Origin of the sequence: Streptococcus suis, from assembly GCF_016775005.1 — a bacterium.
GTDB lineage: Bacteria > Bacillota > Bacilli > Lactobacillales > Streptococcaceae > Streptococcus > Streptococcus suivaginalis.
In genome coordinates this window covers 115567-139063 of sequence record NZ_JAEUXI010000002.1, presented here as the reverse complement: position 1 = coordinate 139063, position 23497 = coordinate 115567, and the positions used below count along the sequence as shown (strand labels likewise).

At 44.2% G+C, this 23497-nt stretch carries 21 protein-coding genes and 1 tRNA gene; 18 read left to right on the top strand and 4 right to left on the bottom strand.

What is annotated here, in order from left to right:
- The first annotated feature begins 79 nt into the window (after window positions 1-79).
- The 13 genes from JNG37_RS10040 to rpsR all read left to right on the top strand — a co-directional run bounded on the left by JNG37_RS10040 (window position 80) and on the right by rpsR (window position 12515).
- Window positions 80-1648 (top strand): ATP-binding cassette domain-containing protein, encoded by a 1569-nt coding sequence (locus JNG37_RS10040; RefSeq protein WP_158455783.1) that lies wholly within the window; start codon window positions 80-82, stop codon window positions 1646-1648.
- Window positions 1649-1718: 70 nt separating this feature from the next.
- Window positions 1719-1804: transfer RNA gene (locus JNG37_RS02830), tRNA-Leu, on the top strand.
- A 160-nt stretch (window positions 1805-1964) separates the two neighbouring features.
- Window positions 1965-2846 (top strand): class II fructose-bisphosphate aldolase, encoded by an 882-nt coding sequence (locus JNG37_RS02825; RefSeq protein ID WP_105111306.1) that lies wholly within the window; start codon window positions 1965-1967, stop codon window positions 2844-2846.
- A 313-nt stretch (window positions 2847-3159) separates the two neighbouring features.
- Entirely contained in the window at window positions 3160-3348 is a 189-nt protein-coding gene (gene rpmB / locus JNG37_RS02820) for a 50S ribosomal protein L28 (RefSeq protein ID WP_001140948.1), read from the top strand.
- Window positions 3349-3493: 145 nt separating this feature from the next.
- Window positions 3494-3859: an Asp23/Gls24 family envelope stress response protein gene (locus JNG37_RS02815; RefSeq protein WP_158455781.1), complete on the top strand. Its 366-nt coding sequence runs from the start codon at window positions 3494-3496 to the stop codon at window positions 3857-3859.
- 2 nt (window positions 3860-3861) lie between these two features.
- Entirely contained in the window at window positions 3862-5526 is a 1665-nt protein-coding gene (locus tag JNG37_RS02810; RefSeq protein WP_158455779.1) for a DAK2 domain-containing protein, read from the top strand.
- Window positions 5527-5674: 148 nt separating this feature from the next.
- Window positions 5675-9529, top strand: a complete 3855-nt coding sequence (locus JNG37_RS02805; RefSeq protein WP_158455777.1) for a sialidase family protein — start codon at window positions 5675-5677, stop codon at window positions 9527-9529.
- 384 nt (window positions 9530-9913) lie between these two features.
- Window positions 9914-10669 (top strand): sialidase domain-containing protein, encoded by a 756-nt coding sequence (locus JNG37_RS02800; protein ID WP_158455775.1) that lies wholly within the window; start codon window positions 9914-9916, stop codon window positions 10667-10669.
- Entirely contained in the window at window positions 10647-11069 is a 423-nt protein-coding gene (locus tag JNG37_RS02795; protein WP_158455773.1) for a sialidase family protein, read from the top strand. The genes JNG37_RS02800 and JNG37_RS02795 overlap by 23 nt, the downstream gene beginning before the upstream one ends.
- Window positions 10982-11323, top strand: a complete 342-nt coding sequence (locus JNG37_RS02790; RefSeq protein ID WP_158455771.1) for a hypothetical protein — start codon at window positions 10982-10984, stop codon at window positions 11321-11323. The genes JNG37_RS02795 and JNG37_RS02790 overlap by 88 nt, the downstream gene beginning before the upstream one ends.
- Window positions 11324-11439: 116 nt before the next feature.
- Window positions 11440-11730, top strand: a complete 291-nt coding sequence (gene rpsF, locus JNG37_RS02785) for a 30S ribosomal protein S6 (protein WP_002942403.1) — start codon at window positions 11440-11442, stop codon at window positions 11728-11730.
- An 11-nt stretch (window positions 11731-11741) separates the two neighbouring features.
- Window positions 11742-12242 (top strand): single-stranded DNA-binding protein, encoded by a 501-nt coding sequence (locus JNG37_RS02780; protein WP_158455769.1) that lies wholly within the window; start codon window positions 11742-11744, stop codon window positions 12240-12242.
- Between the two features lie 33 nt (window positions 12243-12275).
- Window positions 12276-12515, top strand: a complete 240-nt coding sequence (rpsR, locus tag JNG37_RS02775) for a 30S ribosomal protein S18 (protein WP_002939250.1) — start codon at window positions 12276-12278, stop codon at window positions 12513-12515.
- A 532-nt stretch (window positions 12516-13047) separates the two neighbouring features.
- Here the strand turns inward: rpsR and JNG37_RS02770 are convergent.
- Together JNG37_RS02770 and JNG37_RS02765 are read right to left on the bottom strand one after the other, a co-directional pair.
- Window positions 13048-13710: a DUF1129 domain-containing protein gene (locus JNG37_RS02770; RefSeq protein WP_158455767.1), complete on the bottom strand. Its 663-nt coding sequence runs from the start codon at window positions 13708-13710 to the stop codon at window positions 13048-13050.
- Between the two features lie 14 nt (window positions 13711-13724).
- Entirely contained in the window at window positions 13725-14669 is a 945-nt protein-coding gene (locus tag JNG37_RS02765; protein WP_158455765.1) for a magnesium transporter CorA family protein, read from the bottom strand.
- A 686-nt stretch (window positions 14670-15355) separates the two neighbouring features.
- On the opposite strand from JNG37_RS02765, the gene uvrA reads away from it, so the two are divergent.
- The 5 genes from uvrA (at window position 15356) to nusB (ending at window position 20795) form a co-directional block, all read left to right on the top strand.
- A complete protein-coding gene (gene uvrA, locus JNG37_RS02760) occupies window positions 15356-18181 on the top strand; it encodes an excinuclease ABC subunit UvrA (RefSeq protein ID WP_158455761.1) in 2826 nt (941 codons plus the stop codon).
- A gap of 104 nt (window positions 18182-18285) precedes the next feature.
- Window positions 18286-19347: a M24 family metallopeptidase gene (locus JNG37_RS02755; RefSeq protein ID WP_158455759.1), complete on the top strand. Its 1062-nt coding sequence runs from the start codon at window positions 18286-18288 to the stop codon at window positions 19345-19347.
- A gap of 63 nt (window positions 19348-19410) precedes the next feature.
- Window positions 19411-19968 carry an elongation factor P gene (efp, locus tag JNG37_RS02750; protein ID WP_002942436.1) on the top strand — a complete coding sequence of 186 codons (558 nt, stop codon included), beginning with the start codon at window positions 19411-19413 and terminating at the stop codon, window positions 19966-19968.
- A 22-nt stretch (window positions 19969-19990) separates the two neighbouring features.
- A complete protein-coding gene (locus JNG37_RS02745; protein ID WP_158455757.1) occupies window positions 19991-20383 on the top strand; it encodes an Asp23/Gls24 family envelope stress response protein in 393 nt (130 codons plus the stop codon).
- Window positions 20373-20795: a transcription antitermination factor NusB gene (gene nusB / locus JNG37_RS02740; protein ID WP_158455755.1), complete on the top strand. Its 423-nt coding sequence runs from the start codon at window positions 20373-20375 to the stop codon at window positions 20793-20795. The genes JNG37_RS02745 and nusB overlap by 11 nt, the downstream gene beginning before the upstream one ends.
- A 118-nt stretch (window positions 20796-20913) precedes the next feature.
- Here nusB and JNG37_RS02735 read toward each other — a convergent pair whose 3' ends face one another.
- Both JNG37_RS02735 and JNG37_RS02730 read right to left on the bottom strand, forming a co-directional pair.
- Entirely contained in the window at window positions 20914-21879 is a 966-nt protein-coding gene (locus JNG37_RS02735) for a LacI family DNA-binding transcriptional regulator (RefSeq protein WP_158455753.1), read from the bottom strand.
- The gene (locus JNG37_RS02730) at window positions 21860-23314 is read right to left on the bottom strand and encodes a sucrose-6-phosphate hydrolase (RefSeq protein WP_158455751.1); all 1455 of its coding nucleotides are present in this window, start codon (window positions 23312-23314) and stop codon (window positions 21860-21862) included. Before JNG37_RS02730 ends, JNG37_RS02735 begins: the two co-directional genes overlap by 20 nt.
- Window positions 23315-23497: the final 183 nt, after the last annotated feature.

Here is a 23497-nt window from a genome sequence, read left to right as displayed (position 1 = left end):
CAAGGCTTGACTAATTGGTGGATTCTGTTAAGCTTTTTAATATGTGCAATGAGTGATCTAGGAAAAGGAGGGAGAAGAGGTGAGGAATCTTCATTTTATCGTGACATTAGTGGCGATTAGCCTGGTAGCAGGATTAAACGTGCTCTTTAACTACCAGATAGCAGGAATAACAGATAGTTTAACTAGTGGGGATAGAGCTGGTTTTATTGTACAGATTTGGCAGTTACTTGCGATTTTATGCTTGATGCTGGTGGCAGAGTTTGTTCGTCAAGTCTGCAATCAGCGGTTTTTGAATAGGATTGGCTACAAGATTCAGGCTACTCTAGTCAATCGTTTTTTGCAGGGGCCGAGCTTGCTCAAGCAATCAGAAGTAGCGGCACGAGTTTCGGCTATTCATAATGATAGCGAGATGGTCAAGGAACTCTACTATGATACTCTGTTTTCCCTCTATCAAGGAGTGGTGTCCTTCTTGTTTGCCTGTCTGGCTCTCTTTGGCTTGGATAGTCAGGTATCCATAGCAATCCTGCTTTTGACCTTGGTGCCGATTGGGCTGCCCTACCTTTTTCAAAATAGTCGACAAAGGGTTCAGGAGGCCATCTCTCAGGAGAAGGCTGCCTATCAGATTCTGCTCAATGACCTCCTTTCAGGTCTAGTCATTATCAAAAATGCCGATCGTAGCCAGTATTTTTCTGACAAGACAAATGATCAATACAAACGAATCTATCAACTGGAAGACCGGAAGGCTTTTCTGTCAGCCTTGTTGAATGTCTTATCTGGTTTGTTCTTCTATCTATTGACGGTTCTGATTCTCTGTTTGGGAGGTCAAAGGATTTTGGCAGGGCAAATGACAGTAGGAGCCTTGGTGGCAATTTATAGTATTTCTTTAGAATTGACCATGCCGATTAGCTTAATTGCATCGTCTATTGCGGATATGGCTTCTGTTCGCAATCTACGTGAGCAGCTCTTAAAACAGGAACCAGCTCTGCCTTTTTCCCAAAAAACCAAACACCCCTTCACCTCTCTTCAGGTGCGTAATCTTTCTTTTTCTATAGAAGAAACTCCTCTTTTTTCGGGATTGAGTCTAAACTTTGAGCCTGGGAAGAAGTATCTGATTCAGGGAGAGAGCGGCGTAGGTAAATCGACCTTAGCCTACCTCCTGATGGGACAAATGGGGCAGGATGATGAAGGAGTCTATCTGAATGGGCAGCCTTTGAAGGAATTGGGAGAAGAGCTGGTTCAATCCTATCTTGCCTTTCTGCCACAAAAAGTGAAACTTTTTCATGCCAGCATCTGGGATAATATCAGTTTGGGAAGGGAGGTCGACGAGCAGGAGGTTCTTGTCTTGTTGCAGTTAGTAGGACTGAGACAACGATTTGCTAGTCGTCAGCAGTTGGAAAGCGAGCTCTTTGATGCAGAATCAACTCTTTCAGGTGGGCAGCAACAACGCCTGGCCTTGGTACGGACCCTCTTGCTCCACAAACCTGTCTTGCTCCTAGATGAATCTCTTTCAGGTTTAGATGATCGGACCTTTGCCATGGTGGAACAAGCCCTGCTAGACTTGGAGGGGACAACGGTCATTCATATCAGTCACCGCTCGCATCGTGAGGCAGACTATGACCAGAAGGTGGTGCTGGAGAGAAGAAAGTAAAAAATATGAACTTTTTTCAAAAAAAGTGTTGACAAGGGTGATACCCCGTGGTATACTTATCTAGTGTTCAGCGGGGATGGCGGAATTGGCAGACGCGCAGGATTAAGGATCCTGTGACCGCTTTAGGTCGTGAGGGTTCAAGTCCCTCTCTCCGCATAGAACTTTCAGACTGGTTTAACCAGTCTTTTTTTGTGTCTGAAAGATATGTGAAAATTTTCTCATATGGATACAGTTTCAGCTAGCATTTTTTTGAGAATCGTGTTAAAATAGGAGGGTATGGGGGATGACTCCCAAAAAATATTAGGAGGCTCTTAGAATGCCATTAGTTTCAGCAGAAAAATTTGTCCAAGCAGCGCGTGACAACGGTTATGCAGTTGGTGGATTTAACACAAACAACCTTGAGTGGACTCAAGCTATCTTGCGTGCAGCAGAAGCAAAACAAGCTCCAGTTCTTATCCAAACTTCTATGGGTGCAGCTAAGTACATGGGTGGTTACAAAGTAGCTCGTAACTTGATCGCTAACTTGATCGAGTCAATGAACATCACAGTTCCAGTTGCTATTCACCTTGACCACGGTCACTACGAAGATGCACTTGAGTGTATCGAAGTTGGTTACACTTCTATCATGTTTGACGGTTCACACCTTCCAGTAGAAGAAAACCTTGCAAAAGCAAAAGAAGTTGTAGAATTGGCACACGCTAAAGGTATCTCAGTTGAAGCTGAAGTTGGTACTATCGGTGGTGAAGAAGACGGTATCGTTGGTACTGGTGAATTGGCTCCAATCGAAGACGCAGTAGCAATGGTTGCAACTGGTATTGACTTCTTGGCAGCTGGTATCGGTAACATCCACGGTCCATACCCAGAAAACTGGGAAGGTCTTGACCTTGACCACTTGCGTAAATTGACTGAAGCTGTACCAGGTTTCCCAATCGTATTGCACGGTGGTTCAGGTATTCCAGATGCACAAATCCAAGAAGCAATCAAATTGGGTGTTGCTAAAGTTAACGTTAACACTGAGTGCCAAATCGCATTTGCAAACGCAACTCGTAAGTTTGCAGCAGCTTATGAAGCAAACGAAGCAGAATACGACAAGAAGAAACTCTTCGACCCACGTAAATTCTTGGCTGACGGTGTAAAAGCTATCCAAGCATCTGTTGAAGAGCGTATCGACGTATTTGGTTCAGCAAACAAAGCTTAATTGTTCTGCGAAAAAATCTTTGATTTTGAGCAAATAAAGTTTAATTAAAAGAGGATTTTCGATTGAAAATCCTCTTTTTGCTGTTTTTTTGAAATAGAAATGATTTTTCTGAAAAATCAATCTGATTTCCAATGAAGGGCAGGTCGTCTGAGGAAGGGAATAGTGATACACTTCCAATGATAATCAGATATTGGGCTGGATATGTGAAAAAAGAAAAATAATTCTTGCCAAGTTCTTTCTTTTCTGTTAGAATAGTATGGTATGTGGTGCTAGCACATCCGTTATATTTGATCAAATGAGGAGGAAGATACAAATGGCTAAAGTATGTTATTTCACTGGTCGTAAGACTGTATCAGGTAACAACCGTTCACACGCTATGAACCAAACAAAACGCGCAGTTAAACCAAACCTTCAAAAAGTTACTGTTTTGATTGACGGTAAACCTAAAAAAGTTTGGGCTTCAGCTCGTGCTCTTAAATCAGGCAAAGTAGAACGCGTTTAATAGAAGGAAATGACTCTCGAGGGTCATTTTTTTCTTGCAGTTTTCCGTGTTCTGGCCTATCTCTTCCGTTGTCACAAGCTTGTTTTTTACAGAAAGTTGAAAATGTGGTAAAATGGAGTGATAAAACTATTTGAGGTAACAAAATATGACGGTTAAGATCAATACCAAAGATGGCCAAATTGAATTGACAGATGAAGTCATTGCAACGGTTGTTGGTGGTGCGGCGACTGAGATTTTCGGTGTCGTTGGCATGGCTAGCAAATCTGCCCTTAAAGATAATTTTCAAGCCCTTCTCGGAAAGGAAAATTATTCCAAAGGTGTTGTCATTAAAACAACAGAAGAAGGGCAAATCGTGGTAGACGTTTACACTGTGATGAGCTATGGAGTGAAAATCAGTGAAGTATCCCGCAATATCCAAGAGCGTGTTCAATTTAACCTTGAGAACCAATTGGGCATTGCAGTTGATGCAGTCAACGTCTATATCCAAAATATCAAAGTCGTAGGAGAATAATTGTGTCTAAAATTACTACCAGTTTATTCCAAGAAATGGTGCAAGCAGCATCTACTCGATTGAATAAACAAGCTGAATATGTAAACTCATTAAACGTCTTCCCGGTACCAGATGGTGATACTGGAACCAACATGGGCATGACCATTACAAATGGTGCCAAAGAAGTGGCGGATAAGCCGGCAAATTCAGTAGGTGAAGTCGCTCAAATCTTGTCAAAAGGTTTGCTCATGGGTGCTCGCGGGAACTCTGGCGTTATTACGTCACAATTGTTCCGTGGTTTTGGTCAGTCTGTCAAAGGCAAGGTTGAATTGGATGGTAAGGACTTGGCGCAAGCCTTCCAACATGGTGTCGAAGTGGCTTATAAGGCTGTAATGAAACCAGTTGAAGGTACCATTTTGACGGTTTCTCGTGGCGCAGCTACAGCAGCTCTTAAAAAAGCAGAAGAAACTGATGATGCGGTTGAGGTCATGCGTGCGACTCTAGAAGGTGCCAATCGTGCCCTCAAGAAAACACCTGAGATGCTTCCAGTCTTGAAAGAGGTTGGGGTTGTCGATTCAGGTGGTCAAGGTCTTGTTTATATTTACGAAGGCTTCCTGTCAGCTCTGACAGGCGAGTACATTGCGTCAGAGGATTTTGAAGCGACACCAGCTGTCATGTCTGAGATGATCAATGCAGAACACCACAAGTCAGTTGCTGGTCATGTAGCGACTGAGGATATTACCTTTGGTTACTGTACAGAAATCATGGTAGCTCTTCGCCAGGGCCCTACTTATGTGAAGGACTTTGATTATGAAGAATTCCGCAACTATCTTAATGACCTTGGGGATTCTCTCCTAGTTGTCAACGATGATGAAATCGTTAAAGTCCATGTCCATACAGAAGATCCAGGTTTGGTCATGCAAGCGGGTCTTCAATACGGTAGCTTGGTCAAGGTAAAAGTGGACAATATGCGTGAGCAACATGAGGCTCAGGTTGAGAAGGAAGAAAGTTTCCAAAAACCGGCTGAACAAAAAGAGTACGGCATTATTGCTGTTGCGGCAGGCGAGGGATTGACAGAAATCTTCAAATCACAAGGTGTTGATTATGTGATTTCAGGTGGTCAGACTATGAACCCATCAACAGAAGACTTTGTCAATGCTATTGAATTGGTCAATGCCCGCAATGTCATCTTGTTGCCAAACAACAAGAACATCTTGATGGCGGCTCAGACTGCAGCAGAAGTTGCGGAAGTTGCAGTTAAGGTTGTGGAAACTAAGACCCTGCCACAAGGTTTCACTAGCTTGCTTGCCTTTGATCCAAGTCGTGATTTGGAAAGTAACTTTGAAGCCATGACGGCATCTCTCGCAGAGGTGAAAAGCGGTAGCGTGACAACTGCAGTCCGTGACACAACCATCGATGGTCTTGAAATCCATGAAAATGACAACCTTGGTATGGTTGATGGTAAGATTGTGGTTTCTAACCCAGATATGATGGAGACGCTTGTTGCTACATTTGAGAAAATGCTCGATGAAGACAGCGAAATCGTGACGATCTATATCGGTGAAGATGGTAATGAAGAATTGGCTCAAACTCTTGCTGAACAGCTAGAAGAACAATTTGAAGATGTCGAGGTCGAAATCCATCAAGGAAATCAACCAGTCTACCCATATCTTTTCAGCGTAGAATAAGCAGGTCCCCTCGAGAGAGGGGATTTTTCTTTCTTGTTTTCAATTTCCGTTTGAGAAGGGCTTGCTCTTCTTTTTGATATATGTTAATATATTGTTGAAAGTGTAGTTTTCACAAAGTGATTCAATTATTATCAAAAAGGAGGGTCATATGCCTGAGAATCTCAAAGGGAAAAATGCTTTTCCACGTGTTGCTCTATACTCATCTGTTGTATTGGCAACCTTTTTAGTTGGTCAACGTGGTGTTCATGCAAATGAAATTGTTGCAGAAACAACAACCACACCGCGTGTGGCAGAAGTTACTCCAACCTCTGAACCAGCTCCTACTCCAAGTGAGGAAGCTGTAGTATCAGAACCGACCGCAGAAGAGGCTGCGGAAGCATCCTTGCCTTCTTTAGATGTGAATTTGGAAGCGCTTCCTGCAGATGAATCTGCTAATGAGTTTGCTAGCCTTGAGGTGACAAAGCTGGAAAATGTCGCACTCAATAGCAGCAACAAGCGGTTGGAATTGTCAGAAGAAGTTCGTGATTCTGTCAAAGAATCGACAAGTGGTACAATCTACGTCGAGTACAATGCTCAAGCCAACGGCTTCTTTAACTTGTTTGCAACATCCAGCCAGACCCATAAGGACGAATACACTGCTCTCTTTGTCAATAATGGCACGGCAGGTTTGGAAAGTCGTACTGGTAGCGCTGGACAACGCAATGTCCTAATCGATTCAGGTACGCAACGGGCAGGAAATGGTGAGTGGAATGCGATCGCTCTTACCTACCAAAAAAATACAGCGGACAATACAGTTGATGTAAACATGTATGTCAATGGTCAGCTGTCCAAGTCAGCAACGGCTAGAAGTGATCTTTTTGGTTCAGCGACAGCTTTGAGCTATGCTCAATTGGGTGAAGTCAAACGGGCAAATACCAATGCTTGGGCTGCGACAAAACTAGATATTCGCAACTTTACACTCTACAATCGTGCCTTGACTGCTGAGGAAGTGGCGCGTCGCTCCTCTCTCTTTGTTCGTGAAGACAGCCCTTATGTCCTTAATGAAGGTTCTGAATTGACTGACAAGGTGACCGTGTTTGAGGGTGGTCGTGGAAACCGTAAGAACCCTGATAACAATGTAGCAAGTTTCCGGATCCCAGCCCTTCTCAAGACTGATAAGGGAACCTTGATTGCAGCGAGCGACCAGCGACATGACCATTCTGGAGACTGGGGCAATATCGCTCAAGTTATCAAACGCAGTACAGATAACGGGAAGCAATGGAGTGATACGATCAAGATTGTCGATTTGAAGGACAATCCAAATGCTCAAAACCGGAATGTTGGTGCACCATTAACCATCGATACAGCCTTGGTGCAGGATCCAACAACTAAGCGTATTTTTGCTATCTACGATATGTTCCCAGAAGGTCAAGCTCTTTTTGGTAACTTAAATGATCGAAAACCAGAACACAGTGTGATTGACGGCAAGACTTACCTCAACCTCTATCGAGGTACAGAGACAGATCCATATACTGTTCGTGAAGATGGTCGTATTTACGATGCCCAGGGTCAAGCGACAGAGTATCGTGTAAATGTGAATGACAGTAGCCCAGCCTTTGCAAACCTAGGTGATATTTACCAGGGAGAAGGTACAGAGCCAGTTGGCAATATCTATTTCCAAACGCAAAACAATGGTATGTTCCGTGTGGCCATGGACAACTATATCTGGCTCTCTTATAGTGACGACGATGGTGTGACATGGTCTCGTCCACGCGATATTACTGCAAGTGTGAAGAAAGAGTACATGAAGTTCCTTGGTTTGGGACCTGGTACAGGTATTGTACTTCATGCTGGACCTCATAAGGGGCGTTTGGTTGTGCCAGCTTATGGTATCAACTATACTGGTGCTTTGAACTCTCAATCTGCTATGGTCTTCTACTCAGACGACCACGGTGAAACTTGGTCTGCAGGTGAAACTTTTAACGATAACCGTACACTTGCAGATGGAACAGTATTACATGCGTCAACCATGAACAATGGCAATGAAATTGGTACTGAAGCGACGATTGTTCAATTGTCTAATGGTCAGTTGAAGATGTTCATGCGGGGTGTGAAAGGCAAGGTGCGTGTAGCAACCAGCTTAGATGGTGGAGCGACTTGGCAAAATGACTTAGAAACCTTGACAGACGTTCATGATGCCTATGTACAATTGTCCGCTATTCGAGTGGTTCGTGATGGCAAAGAATACGTTCTTCTTGCCAATGCTAATGGACCAGGTCGCCAACGGATTGATGGTCATGTCCGTGTAGCAGAAGTTGGAGAAGATGGCAGCCTCAATTGGTTACACCATCAAATTCTGCAACATGGCGAGTTTGCATACAACTCTATCCAGGAATTGGAAGACGGTACCTTTGGCTTGCTTTATGAGCACAAGTCTGGAGACCAAAATGCTTACAGTCTCTACTATCGTCAATTCAACTGGGAGTACTTGACTCAGGAAGACTATGGTTTGCCGACAACAGAGATTACAACAGTTGACCACTATAAGGATGGCTATGTAGCTCTTACCTTTAGTAAGCCTATTTTAGCGGTAAACCAACCTCGACTCTTGTTGACTAATGGTAACCAACTTGAATTCGTTTCTCAGTTGGCAACGGATCGCCTTTTGTTCCGTATCAATCCAGCTGATCGGAAGGAATCAATTGTGGCGGTGGTGTCAGGTGACATTTCCAATATTGCAAAATTGCCACTGTCTATTTTTAAATCGCTGGATGGTTCTGCTGTACAGAAGATCAAGAAAGTGGACGGCCGTACCGTTCGTGTAACAGGTCAAGCTGTCTTTGAAGATGAACGTGGCTATGGCTTGGCAAACTTGATGGATGGTGATAAGTCAACGGTAACAGAGTTGAAGTGGTTGATTGAAGGCCAGCCTTCCTACTCGCTTCCACAAACCATCACCTTGACCTTGCCGACTGAAAAAACCGTTCATTCAATGGTGATTTCAAAACGGACTCCAGGTAATGGTACTATGACTAAGTACCAAGTGAAGGCCTACTTGGGTGATCAGTTGCAGTTTGACTCAGGTGAACGTTCTGTTGATTTTGCAACGGCTGAAGTAGCGGTTGGTTTTGGAAAAGATGTCCGAGCAGATCGCATCGAATTTATTCCACTTGAAGCTCATACCAATGCAACGACAAAAGACAACCGCATGTGGACAGTTAGAGAAGTTCAATTGTTTGAAGTAGTTGACACGCCAACTACACCAGCAGAAGTAGAAACAAGCATGGAATTCCGCGATGAGAGAAGCGGCGTTTTGGTGCAATTGGAAGAAGCCTTGGCGACTAGTCATACCCTTGCAGTTGCGCTGATTGATAGTGACCATGCAGCGGTGGCAGATACAGATAATACTGTTTTGGATATTCAACTCAAATCTGCTGAGGATCAAACGGTTACCCTGTCAGCTCCAGCCATTCTTGTGATTCCAAAAGTGGGAGATAAGGTTCCTGCCAAAGCTCTCCTCCTCTTGGACAATAATGAAGTGGTTGAGTTGGATGTGACAGAATCCCCTGTTGAAATTGATGGTGTCAGCCGTGACAGCATTGTAATCTTGACAGAGCAGCTCGGTAAGATTGCCTTGATTTATCCAGCGGCAGTGACAGAAGTTGAAAATCCTGCACCAGCAGAGGGTGGTGAAGAGCAGTCAACAGCACCTGTTGAAACAGAAGAATTGGTAACAGCCAAGGGTGAAGCGACTCATTTTGAGCTACCTGCCTTTGAGGGAGGTTTGGTTCTTAATGAAAACTTGACACACTTCCTACCAAGTTTGGATCCAAAACTTCTGTTTGCAGACAAGGAAGCGGCATCAGAAGTTGTCGTTAACCTCCCTGCGGCAAGCAAGGACGAGAAGAAGGCGACAGATGGAAAAACTTTGCCAAATACAGGAACACAAGAAGCAATTTTGTTGAGTTTGACAGGTCTTGGTCTTTTGGCAGGCTTGGCAAAACGCCGGAAACAGACTCGTTAATCCTGTTCTTTTAATCAACCGAAAACTTACCTAGTTTCGTCTAGGTAAGTTTTTTTGTGTGTGGAATATTTCCGCAAAATTCCTTGACCAGCATATATTTGTAAGTTAATATACTACAGAAATATAGTCGATTTAAAAAAGTAACCATCAACAAAAATAAAAGGAGGATTCTATGCCTGAAAAACAACGGAGAACTGGACGGTTTTCCCAACTTGTTCTCTATTCGTCAGTAGTCCTAGCGGCGTTTTTGGTGGGCCAGTAGACTATTCATGCCAATGAAGCGGCGCCTGAAACGGAAGAGGTTCAGCCAACAGCCAACCATGCTGTTGAAGCGGCTAATCAGCCAGTCACAAGTTCGACGAGCCGGATCTTACTTCTGCTGAAGTGAGTGAGGAGGCTTCTGAGACGGATCAACTCCCATCATTGGATGTAAACATAGAAGCGGTTTCTTCTGATGAAACATCCCGGGAATTTGAAGAGGCTGAGGTTCATAAACTGGGAAATACCAGTTTAAATGCTTCTAATAAGCGATTGGAGTTTGCTCCTGAAGTCCGAGATAGCATCAAGGAGTCAGAGAGTGGGACCATCTACTTAGAATACAAGGCGCAAGCAAATGGCTTTTTCAACCTGTTTGCGACCTCTAGTCAAACTCATGCCAATGAATATACAGCTCTCTTTGTCAATAATGGTGTGGTCGGTTTGGAAAGTCGGTCTGTCTGGGCAGCGAATAGTCTAGATATTCGTAATTTTTCGCACCACGACCGTGCTTTTACAGAAGAAGAAATTCAGAGACGCTCTGCCTTGTTCATCCGTCGAGAACATCCTTATGTTCTTAATGAAGAATCACGTCTATCTAAGAAAATCACTGTGTTTGAAGGTGGGCGAAATAATCAGAAAAACCCTGCCAATGGTGTGGCGAGTTTCCGGATACCAGCCTTGCTGAAGACTGATAAGGGAACCTTGATTGCAGCAACTGACCAACGCCATGACCACCATTTGGACTATGGTAACATTGCCCAAGTGGTGAAGCGCAGTCTAGATAATGGTCAAACCTGGAGTGAAACCATAACGATCGTTGACTTGAAGGACAATCCTCAGGCTCGAGATCGCAATTTTGGTGCTCCTAGTCAATGTCAATGACAAGAGCCCAGGCTATGCCAATCTAGGCGATCTCTATGAGGGGGATAATCCGACTCCAATCGGTAATATCTACTACCAAACTGAAACTACAGTGCCATTTAAAGTGACTATGGACAACTATATTTGGATGTCTTATAGTGATGATGATGGTCTTACTTGGTCGGCACCTGTTGATCTGACGGCAACGGTGAAGAAAGAGTACATGATGTTCCTAGGAATTGGACCTGGTACAGGTATTGTACTGCATACAGGTCCGCACAAGGGGCGCTTAATCGTGCCTGCCAAAGGATCATCTGAGACCCATGAACTACGATGTTTGATGTTGGAATTAGCCTCAATGAGAATCTACTTCATGAGTTACCGGCCTTTGATGGTGGCATTAGCCTTAATGAAAATCTGACTCATGCCTTGCCAGCATTTGATGGTGGTTTGGTACCAGCAGATCTTGTCAGCCATCACTTACCAATCCTTGATCCATCCCTACTGCAAGTAGCAGGGGAGAAACAGGTTTCTCAACCAGCGACAAGTAAACCAGTAGTTCAAGAAAAAACCAAGACACTTCCAAATACAGGTGCGGACTTAGGCTTAGTATGGACGCTAGCAGGAATTGGTGTTTTGGGTAGCCTAGTAGAGCGCCGCAAACGATTGGGATAAAAAGAGAGAAATCTCTTGCAAAAAATTAAGAATGTGCTATAATAGTATCTTGTGAGAAACCCTCACTTACTCGTGGCTAGACCATGAGTCATTAGACCAAAAGGAGGAACATATCAATGGCTAAATACGAAATTCTTTACATTATTCGTCCAAACATTGAAGAAGAAGCTAAAAACGCTTTGGTAGCACGCTTTGACTCTATCTTGACAGACAACGGTGCAACAATCGTTGAATCAAAAGCATGGGAAAAACGTCGCCTTGCATACGAAATCAAAGATTTCCGCGAAGGTTTGTACCACATCGTTAACGTTGAAGCTAACAACGATGAAGCTCTTAAAGAGTTTGACCGTTTGTCAAAAATCAACGGCGACATTCTTCGTCACATGATTGTCAAACTTGACGCGTAAGAAGGTGTTGTATGATTAATAATGTAGTATTGGTTGGTCGTATGACCCGTGATGCAGAACTTCGTTACACTCCGTCAAACCAGGCTGTTGCGACTTTTACACTTGCGGTTAACCGTAATTTTAAAAATCAAAGCGGTGAGCGTGAAGCGGATTTTATCAACGTAGTCATTTGGCGCCAACAAGCTGAAAACTTAGCAAATTGGGCTAAAAAAGGTGCTCTGATTGGAGTTACAGGTCGAATCCAGACCCGTAGCTACGATAACCAACAAGGGCAACGTGTCTATGTGACTGAGGTGGTTGCAGAAAGTTTCCAACTCTTGGAAAGCCGTACTGCCCGTGAAGGACAAGGTGGAGCTTATCAATCAAACCCAGGCAACTCGTTTGCTGGTGGAAATGATTTTGGTTCATCCTACCAAGCGCCTGCACAATCGACGCCAAACTTTGCGCGTGAAGAAAGTCCATTCGGTTCAAGTAATCCAATGGATATTTCAGATGATGACCTACCATTCTAGGTCGACGAATAAACTATAAAGGAGAATTAACACATGGCTCAACAACGTCGTGGCGGTTTCAAACGCCGTAAAAAAGTTGACTATATCGCAGCTAACAAAATTGAATATGTTGATTACAAAGATACTGAGCTTCTTAGCCGTTTCATCTCAGAACGTGGAAAAATCCTTCCACGTCGTGTAACTGGAACTTCAGCTAAAAACCAACGTAAAGTAACAACAGCTATCAAACGTGCTCGCGTTATGGCACTTCTACCATTCGTAAACGAAGATTAAAAAACAACCCTGACGGGTTGTTTTTTCATGAGCTCGAAATTAAGAAAGCGAGTAATGGTCCAGTGGACCATTTTTTCTTGCACTCTAGAAATATGAGAAGTGCAACGGGAGAATGGACTGTTTTTTCATGAGCTTGAAAATACGAAAGCGAACGAAGACCCTGACGGGTTTTTTTAGTTTGGGCTCTAGAAACTGGAAAGGCGCAATCGCCCGTTGGTGGCGATTTTTTCTTGCACTCTAGAAATATGAGAAGTGCAACGGGAGAATGGACTGTTTTTTCATGAGCTCGAAATTAAGAAAGGGAATTAAGTCCTTGAATGGACTGTTTTTTCATGAGCTTGAAAATACGAAAGCGAACGAAGACCCTAACGGGTCTTTTTAGCTTGGGCTCTAGAAGCGTGAAAATCGCAATGATTGAATGGACTATTTTTTCTTGTGTTCATGAACTGAATGAAGGACGATTGCCCAAAGTGGCGATGATCGAGAAAGAGAAAAAGGACTGGAAGAACCAGTCCTTTTTGGATGTGTTGGGTTATTGTACTTGTACAGGTTGCATGGCATTGCGGATATTGTATTTTCGCTTGAGCCAGTAACGGAGACCGAAAGCGGCTGCTGCAAGAAGCAAGGTTGCAAGTGGTGGTAGCGTTGGGTTGATGCTGCTTGGGATGAGTGAAGCCAGGATGAAGACAACTGACCAGGCAAGAGTGGCCAAACCCAGATACAAGATGGCTTTGAGTAGTTTTGGTCGTTGGCCGGTTTTGATTTGTTCACGATAGACAAAGTGGTACATCATGTACATACCTGCACCGATACCAAAACCGATAACCAAGAGAGTGATGAGGCCGTATTGGCTTCCTTGACCCAATAGGTTCATAATGCCGTTAATTGCACCAATCAATGCTAGCATCAAAAGGCTAGAATCCAACCACATTAACCAAGGGTTTTCGTTGTAGACTACTTTTTCAGCTTCTTCTTGAGCTTGTTTGGTTTTGCTAGCGGCCCATTCGCTTGGAGGTCCAAACAAATTACGTGCAGTAGTGCCAGATTTTTGGTGTTCGATAATGGTTGGCAAAATTTCTTCCAAGAGTGCCTTGATTTCTTGGTCTGATTTTCCATCCTTGATCAGTTGATTGGTGGCAATATGGATGAACTCTTGGTTTTTTTTCGTTAGTGAAGGTAGGTTTGAAAGTTTCATAATAATCTCCTATGTTAAAACCATCTCTTACGAATGAAGTAGAAGGTGAGTGATAAGCTGATAGCAAAGGCAAACAAGATAATCCACCAGAAAGCATATGGGATGTCATTGAAAGGGATGACATTATCCTTGAAGTTCATGCCATAGGCGGAGAAGACCATGGTTGGGATTGATAGAACAATGGTCACCAAGGCCAAGGTTTTCATGATGGTATTCTGGTTGTTGGAAATGATGGATGCAAATGCATGGGTCATCGAATTCAGGATGGAACCATAGATATCTGCCATCTCGATTGCCTGTTGTGTTTCGACCAAGGTGTCTTCCAGCAAATCTTCGTCCTCTTCGTATTTACGAAGGAGACGAGAAGAACTAGCCAACTTTTTAACCAACCGTTCATTGGTTTTGAGGGAAGCCTTGAAATAGACGATTGTTTTTTCCAATTCCATGAGGACGATTAATTCTTCGTTACGAGTTGCTTCATGGAGTTGTTTTTCGATTTCTTCACTCTTTCTGTCAATGGTCCGTAGGGCTGATAAGTAGAGTTGGGCATTGCGGTACAAAATTTGGAAAACAAAACGTGACCGCATAAAAGTATAGAAATTGCGCAGTCTCCGATGGATAAATTGATCAAAGAGAGGCAGAGGTTCCAAGCAAGTGGTGATAATGGCATCTGCGGTCAAGATGATTCCCAAGGGAATTGTAATATAATAAGTTTTGTTGTTTCGCTCTTCAAGAATAGGGACGTCGACCAGGATCAGTGTGTAATCAACTTCGACGGTGATACGAGATGACTCCTCCGCATCGAGAGGTGCTCGTAGGTCAGCGATGTCAATTTTATAATGCTCAGCCACTTCCATAGACTCGCTCTGGGAGGGGTTGACCAAATTAATCCAAGCTCCTGGTTCAAAGGTTTGGATTTCTTCTAATTCTGTCATAGTAGATAGAAAAATCTGTTTCATATGATGCCCTCCTTTGTGCTTTGTTGCGTTGACGCAACCTTTATTATACCAAAAAATATGCCGTTGCGGAAAGGTTTTCTGCAAATTTGTGTTATAATATGGAGACTTTGAAGTGAGTAAGTTGTACGGTCTTTTTCTAATCTCTCATGTTACAGCTTAGAGCCTCTTAAGTAAGGAATTGAACACGGGCTGATGATGTTGGTGTAATGAGGAAAACTGCGTTTTCCCTATTTCCCGATTGTAACAGTCTCCCAGACTGTTACAACGCCCTCTGTATCTTTAGAAAGGATTTGAATGCGTGCTAAAAGCGTCGAGTTTTATACGGTTTCTTGACGTGAGATTTTCAAAACGATATTTTTTGAAAATCGAGCTAATACAAGATATAGAAATTGCCCATAGGCAGTTTCGTCTGGTGACGCGGAGTAAATCGACCGTCACCAGTTATCTTGTGAACGCACTTATATCAGAAAGGAATTGAACACGGGCTAAATGCGGTGTCAAAAAGTGCTAGTTTCTTCATGTTTCAGCATGGAAACTGGCTTCTGCGTCGTAGACATCTGTGCTTTCTTCGGTTTTCAACCTGTGAAAGCGCTAGTTGTCTTGACGGGGGTGCGTCTTCGAAATCACAGATTTCGGACTTACCGCCTATTTTGACTGTGCATTTGACGCCCTCTGTATCTTAAATTATGCAAGAAAATATTGTGATTCATGGGGCGCGTGCCCATAATTTAAAAAACATTGATGTGACCATTCCACGTGAGAAGTTGGTGGTGGTGACTGGTTTGTCGGGGTCTGGTAAGTCGAGTTTGGCTTTCGATACTCTGTATGCCGAAGGCCAACGGCGTTATGTGGAATCTTTGTCTGCCTATGCTCGTCAATTCTTGGGCAACATGGACAAACCTGATGTGGATTCCATAGAGGGTCTCAGCCCTGCTATTTCCATAGACCAAAAAACAACCTCGCGTAACCCGCGTTCGACGGTTGGAACGGCAACGGAAATCAATGACTATCTCCGCCTGCTTTATGCTCGGGTCGGGGTGCCGTACTGTATCAATGGTCACGGAGCGATTTCGGCTTCATCAGTAGAACAAATCGTCGATGAGGTCTTGGAATTGCCAGAACGCCAGCGTTTGCAAATCCTAGCTCCGATTGTGCGAAAGAAAAAGGGGCAGCACAAGACCATTTTTGAAAAAGTGCAGAAGGACGGCTACGTTCGGGTGCGGGTCAATGGCGATGTCTATGATGTGTCGGAAGTGCCTGAATTGTCCAAGAGCAAGGCTCACAACATTGAGGTCGTGGTCGATCGGATTGTCATCAAAGAAGGCATTCGCTCGCGGCTTTTTGACTCCATTGAGGCGGCCCTGCGGATTGCGGACGGCTATGTCATCATCGATACCATGGATGAGAAGGAACTGCTTTTCTCTGAGTACTACGCCTGTCCAGTTTGTGGCTTTACGGTGCCTGAGTTGGAGCCTCGCCTCTTCTCTTTCAATGCTCCTTTTGGGTCTTGTAGCGACTGTGACGGTTTGGGCATGAAGCTGGAAGTGGATACAGATTTGATTGTCCCAGATGCCGGCAAGACCTTGCGTGAGGGTGCTTTGGCTCCTTGGAATCCAATCTCTTCCAACTATTATCCTCAGATGCTGGAGCAAGCCATGAACCACTTTGGTGTGGACATGGACAAGCCTTTCGAGGAATTGACAGAAGAGGAGAAGAACCTGATTTTCAATGGTTCTGACGGGAAAGAATTCCATTTCCATTATGAAAATGAGTTCGGTGGAGTGCGTGATATTGACATTCCATTTGAAGGCTTGATTACTAACATTAACCGCCGCTACCGTGAAACCAATAGTGATTACACGCGGACGGTCATGAAGGCCTATATGAATGAATTGACCTGTGGGACCTGCCACGGCTATCGCCTCAATGACCAAGCTCTTTCTGTTAAAGTTGGTGGCGAGCAGGGACTTCATATCGGGCAGCTGTCTGACTTGTCCGTAGCGGATCATTTGCAAGTCATTGAAAATCTGACCTTGTCTGAAAATGAAGCAACTATTGCAACGCCTATTGTCAAGGAAATCAAGGATCGTCTGTCCTTCCTTAATAACGTTGGTCTCAACTATCTGACCCTTTCGCGAGCAGCAGGTACCCTTTCTGGTGGTGAGAGTCAGCGGATTCGTCTGGCGACTCAGATTGGCTCTAACCTGTCTGGTGTTCTTTACATCTTGGATGAGCCATCGATTGGTTTGCACCAGCGGGACAATGACCGCCTGATTGCCAGTCTTAAGAAAATGCGTGATTTGGGAAATACCTTGATTGTGGTGGAGCATGATGAGGATACCATGCGTGAGGCGGACTGGTTGATTGACATTGGTCCAGGAGCGGGTGTCTTTGGTGGAGAAATTGTAGCTTCTGGAACGCCTGTCCAAGTTGCCAAAAACAAGAAATCCATTACAGGTCAATACCTGTCTGGCAAACGTGAAATTCCTGTTCCTCTAGACCGTCGTGTTGGCAATGGTCGTTTCCTAGAGGTGACAGGTGCCAAGGAAAATAACCTGCAAGATGTAACGGTCCGTTTTCCACTCGGAAAATTTGTTGCGGTGACAGGGGTGTCTGGATCTGGTAAGTCAACTCTGGTCAACTCCATTCTGAAAAAAGCCATTGCTCAGAAGCTCAATCGCAATTCGGACAAGCCAGGCAAGTTCAAAACCATTTCAGGAATTGAACACTTGGACCGCTTGATTGATATTGACCAAAGCCCGATTGGACGGACACCGCGTTCCAACCCAGCTACCTACACAGGTGTTTTTGACGATATTCGTGACCTCTTTGCCCAGACCAATGAAGCCAAAATCCGTGGCTACAAGAAGGGGCGTTTCTCCTTTAACGTCAAAGGTGGTCGTTGTGAAGCCTGCTCGGGTGACGGGATTATCAAGATTGAAATGCACTTCCTACCAGATGTCTTTGTTCCTTGTGAAGTCTGTCATGGACATCGCTACAATTCTGAAACCTTGGAAGTACACTACAAGGAGAAAAATATCGCTCAGGTCCTTGATATGACGGTCAATGATGCGGTCGAGTTCTTCAAACACATTCCAAAAATCGAACGTAAGCTCCGCACCATTCAAGACGTGGGCTTGGGCTATGTGACTTTGGGACAACCTGCAACAACCCTTTCAGGTGGTGAGGCCCAGCGGATGAAATTGGCTTCTGAACTCCACAAGCGGTCAACTGGTAAATCCCTCTATATCTTGGACGAGCCAACGACTGGTTTGCACACCGAGGATATCGCCCAATTGCTCAAGGTCTTGGCCCGCTTTGTCGATGACGGCAACACTGTCCTTGTCATCGAGCACAATCTGGATGTGATTAAGACAGCAGACCATATTATCGACATGGGACCAGAAGGCGGTGTCGGTGGCGGTACCGTTGTCGCGACAGGAACGCCAGAAGAAGTGGCGGATAACCCAGCCAGCTTTACAGGCCAGTATCTGAAAACGAAGTTGAAGTAAAAAGTCGCTCTTGCGGCTTTTTATTGTGTTGCTGGAAAGAATTGGTATTTGTCCGCATTTCTGCTATAATGCTATAATAAGTACAAAATCTTTGGAGGTGGGTTATGCAAAAGCGACTTGAAAAACTTCGTGGGAAAATGGCAGAGCAGTCGATAGAGGCTCTCTATGTGACCAATTTAAAAAATGTCTATTATTTGACAGGTTTCTGGGGGTCGGCAGGAGTGATGCTCATCACACCTAACCGCCAGGTCTTGATTACAGATGACCGTTATATCACCTACGCCCAATCTGTTGTCAAAGACTTTGAAGTCATTTCCAATCGGGATGATTTGGGAGCGGCAGCTGGCCTGGTTAAGGATATGGGCATCAAGGAAGTGGCCTTTGAGGATGAGATTTCAGTAGCCTATTTCAAATCCATGGAGGCTGTCTTTGCAGGAATTGCTCTCAGACCGACGACCAATCTGATTGCGGACCTGCGGATGATCAAGGATGCGGCGGAGATTGCCACCATTCAGCGTGCTTGTCAGATTTCAGACCAGGCTTTTATCGATGCCTTGGACTTTATCAAACCGGGTAAAACAGAGATTGAGGTGGCTAATTTCTTGGATTTTCGTATGCGAGAAATGGGGGCAGAAGGGGTGTCTTTTGATACCATTGCTGCATCGGGTTACCGCTCTGCTATGCCTCACGGACGTGCTTCAAATAAAGTGATTGAGGCAGGTGAGGCTTTGACGCTGGACTTTGGCTGTTTGTATGACCATTATGTCAGCGATATGACGCGGACGATTTATGTTGGGTCGGTGAGCGATGAGGAGCGGGAGATTTACGAAACTGTTCTAGCGGCCAACAAGGCCTTGATTGCGACTGCCAAAGCGGGAATGGAATATAAGGAGTTTGACGGGGTACCACGTCGCGTCATCGAGCAGGCTGGCTTTGGCCCTTACTTTACCCACGGTATCGGGCATGGCATGGGCTTGGATGTCCATGAGTATCCTTACTTTAGCCGAACAGCAACGGATACGATTCAGGCGGGCATCGTCCTGACCGATGAGCCGGGTATTTATCTTGAAGGCAAATACGGTGTGCGTATCGAAGATGACTTGTTGATTACGGAAACGGGCTGTAAGGTTTTGACATTGGCGCCAAAAGAGTTGATTGTCATTTGAGAAATCTGTTAGTTTGTGGTAAAATAAAACGAATAAATAAAATTTTAAGAGGTAGTCATTACAATGATTGAAGCTAGTAAACTTAGAGCAGGTATGACCTTCGAAGCCGAAGGAAAATTGATTAAGGTTTTGGATGCAAGCCACCACAAACCAGGTAAGGGTAATACGATTATGCGTATGAAATTGCGTGATGTGCGTACAGGTTCAACTTTTGATACAACTTACCGTCCAGATGAGAAATTTGAACAAGCTATCATCGAAACTGTTCCAGCCCAATACCTTTACCAAATGGATGACACTGCTTATTTCATGAATACTGAGACTTACGACCAGTATGAAATTCCAGTTGCAACTATCAAAGAAGAATTGCTCTACATCTTGGAAAACTCAGATGTGAAAATCCAGTTCTATGGAACAGAGGTGATTGGTGTTACTGTACCAACAACTGTTGAATTGGTCGTTGCAGAAACACAACCATCTATCAAAGGTGCGACTGTAACAGGTTCAGGTAAGCCGGCTACAATGGAGACTGGTTTGGTTGTTAACGTACCAGACTTTATCGAAGCAGGTCAAAAATTGGTGATTAACACAGCAGAAGGAACTTACGTTTCTCGTGCTTAATAGCGACTAGAAAGGAGAGCCCATGACAAAAGAACATCAAGGCGAAATCATTATTGCACCGCGCGTGCTAGAAGTTATTACAGGAATCGCTGCGGCTAAGGTGGAAGGGGTTCACTCTCTGCATAACAAACGCGTGGCAGATAGCCTCTCAAAATCAGCCTTAAACAGAGGTGTTTATCTGCAATCAGATGATGAGGGTATCTTGACAGCAGATATTTACGTTTATCTTGAATATGGAGTAAATGTTCCAGCTGTTTCAATGGATATTCAACGTGCAGTCAAAACAGCTATCCGTAACTATGCAGAAGTAACAGTGGCAGCGGTTAATATTCACGTTGATGGGATTGTTCCCGACAAGACTCCCAAGCCAGCCTTGAAAGACTTGTTTGGAGAGGATTTTTTGGATGAAGAATAATTCAAGACATTACTTACGCCAGTGTGCCTTGCAGGCCATTGTTTCGGTGGAATTTGGGCAGGACCCTGTTCAGGCGGCTCAATTTTCTTACGTTTATGACAAGGAAGAAGAGACAGAAGGGGTCGAAATTCCTCTCTTCTTGCTCAATTTGGTAACAGGTGTTGCTAGCCATCAGGAGGAGTTAGACAAGGAATTATCCACTCGCTTGAAAGCAGGTTGGACCTTGGATCGTTTGACCTTGATTGATAAAAGCATCTTACGTTTGGGCTTGTTTGAAATCTTGTATTTCGAAGAAACGCCAGCCAAGGTTGCAGTCAATGAAGCAGTTGAATTCGCTAAGCAATTTTCGGATCAAGCATCTGCAAAATTTGTCAACGGTGTCCTCAGTCCCTTTATCAAAGAAGAAGCCTAACTTCAGATGGGTAACGAAAAAGAATAAGACTTGGTTTATGTGCCAAGTCTTTTTGTCTGCCAAAAATGAAAAACCAAGGCTAGTAGGATTACTAACCTTGGTGGCTTAGAATAAGAACTTACAGGCTCTTGCCTGCCAAGAAACTAATCGGAAGCGAATAATCCGACTGTTTGAGTTCTTTCCCATCGATTTTTTGAATCAGGAGATCGACTAATAAACCAGCGATTTCCTTGAGCGGTTGTCGGATAGTCGTCAATTGGGGGTAATGGGTTTCAACGAAAAATGTTCCATCGTAGCCAATCAATTTTAAATCTTGTGGGATGGAGAGTCCCAGCTGTTGGGCGATGTTCCAGACCAGCATAGCTGTGAGGTCCCCAGAGACGAAGACCCCGTCTGGTCGGTCGGATTGGAGGATGGATTTGATTTCCATTTCCTTTCGAATCGGAGAAAAATCACTTGAGATATGATGAACTGTTGCAGATGGAAAGACGGAGGAGAATCCGACCTGTCGCAAACCCGTCGGGGAATTGGAATCGTCGTTTCCTGTGATCATAATTGGTCGATTGCAGCCAGCTTTTTGTAGCATTTGGGCAGCCAAGACGCCCCCTCCTCTGTTGTCGGATGAAACGACTGGGATAGAAGGAGACAGGTTGCGGTCAAAGGAAATAATCGGGGCAGAAACCCGATCATAGTCCTTGATGCCAAGATTGTGACTGCCAGAGATAATGCCATCGACCTGATTGGCAGCCAGCATCTCCAAGTACTCTCTTTCCTTTTCGGACTCGTGCTGGCTGTTGCAGATAATGGTTTTATAGCCGCGGTTGAAGAGTTCGCTTTCTAGGTGGCTGATTAATTCTGCGTAGAAGACATTGCTGATATTTGGAAAAATCAAGCCGACCAATTTTGCCGACTTGCCTTGTAAACTCCGAGCTAGGTTGTTGGGTTTGTACCCCAATTCTTTCATAGCTTCTTGGACTTTTTTGACAGTTTTTTCAGAAAGGTAGCCCTTTTTGTTGATAACACGAGAAACCGTTGTCGGGCTGACTCCTGCTAGCTGGGCAACATCAGTTAGTTTTGCGACCATAGTCTAAGTGGTAATAGGTTCCAGTAGGATTTCCGGCTGTGATGGCAATGCCAGTCTGATCAGCATCTGGGAAGACCCGTCCAGAGAACACTTTTTCTCCTTTGTTGATGAAAATTTCAAAGACAGACTTGTCGATGAAGATAGATGCACTTGTTTCAGCCTTGTCGATAGAGCAGGAACGGCTAGTTCCAAAATCCAGAGCGAAGGCTTGTCCGCAGTCCTTGCGGTCCACGGTTATTATACCATTTTCAGTATCTAGGGTCAAAGTTAGCCCTTTGTTTTCCTTGTTAGCAAAGAGGACTAGCTCAGTCTTGCTGTTGGCAGGAATGGTTAAGTCTAGTTCGTAAACGTTAGTGGTTGTTTCTTGGTTTGAAAATGGCTGAGCTTCTGTGCGAAGGCTAGTGATGGCTTCGACAGGGTACTGGTAGAGTTTGCCGTCCTTAATTGTCAGCTCTTTGACCAAGGACAAGCAACCTTGGTAATCGAACGCGTCGGTTGGGTATTCTACGTCAGGAAGGGCCAACCAACTGACTGATAAGGTACGACCATCTGGAGCGTTGAAAGCTTGGGTTGCATAGCACTCAAAACCATAGTCCAGATTGATCAACTCACCCGGCTCAACAATAGTCGCATTTTCAGGGTCAAAGCTCTGGCCAATCTTGTACATATTTGGATAGATGTTGCCGTAGTCCAAGACTTCTTTGTTCAACCCTTGTGGGCAGTAGAGAAGGATAGGTTGGTCGCCGACGAAAGCAATATTTGGGCATTCCATCATGTAGGCTGTCATATCGTTGGCAAAATCCAAATCGCCGATCAAGGTCCAGTTGAGGTAGTCGTTGTTTTCGGCTTTATAGAGTTTGACAATACCTTTTTTATCTAGATTCTGTCCACCAACAATGGCATAATACTGCCCCTTGTAGTTAAAGATTTGTGGATCGCGGAAGTGATCGGTTGTGTCCTCAGGTTGGTCAATTAAGACTTTGTCAATCTTTTCAATCTTACCGTCCTTGTCCATTAGGGCACCAATTTGGTAAGGGTGACGAACCCAGTTTTCATCACGGACATTTCCAGTATAGAAGAGGAAGAGCTTGTCGCCAAACTCCATGGCAGAGCCAGAGTAGGCACCGTGGCTATCGAGTACCGTATCGGGATACATGACTGTACCTGTTTCTTCAAAGTGCACCAAGTCAGTTGATTCAGTATGAACCCAAGATTTCAAGCCGTGGGCAGCACCAAATGGGAAGTACTGATAGAACAAGGTCCATTTTCCATTAAAATAGGAAAAACCATTTGGGTCGTTTAAAAGACCGTGCGGTGTTTCGATGTGGAAGTTGGTTCTCCAAGGGGAGCTTTCTGTGTTTTTCTTGATTTTTTCGATGTATTCTGGCGACCAGTCAGCATAAGCTCGGTAGCGCTCTTCGGTTGTAAAAGCCATGTGTTTACTCCAAATCTTCTAATAGTTCATTTAATATAGTAAACGTTTTCTTTCAAAAAATCAAGTTTTTACTAGTTTTTTAAGAGAAATAATAAAAAAATGTGATAAACGTTTGACATATTCATCAAAAGTGTTATAATAGGACCATAGAAAGTTTGAAAACACTTTCAAAAAAACAAAAAA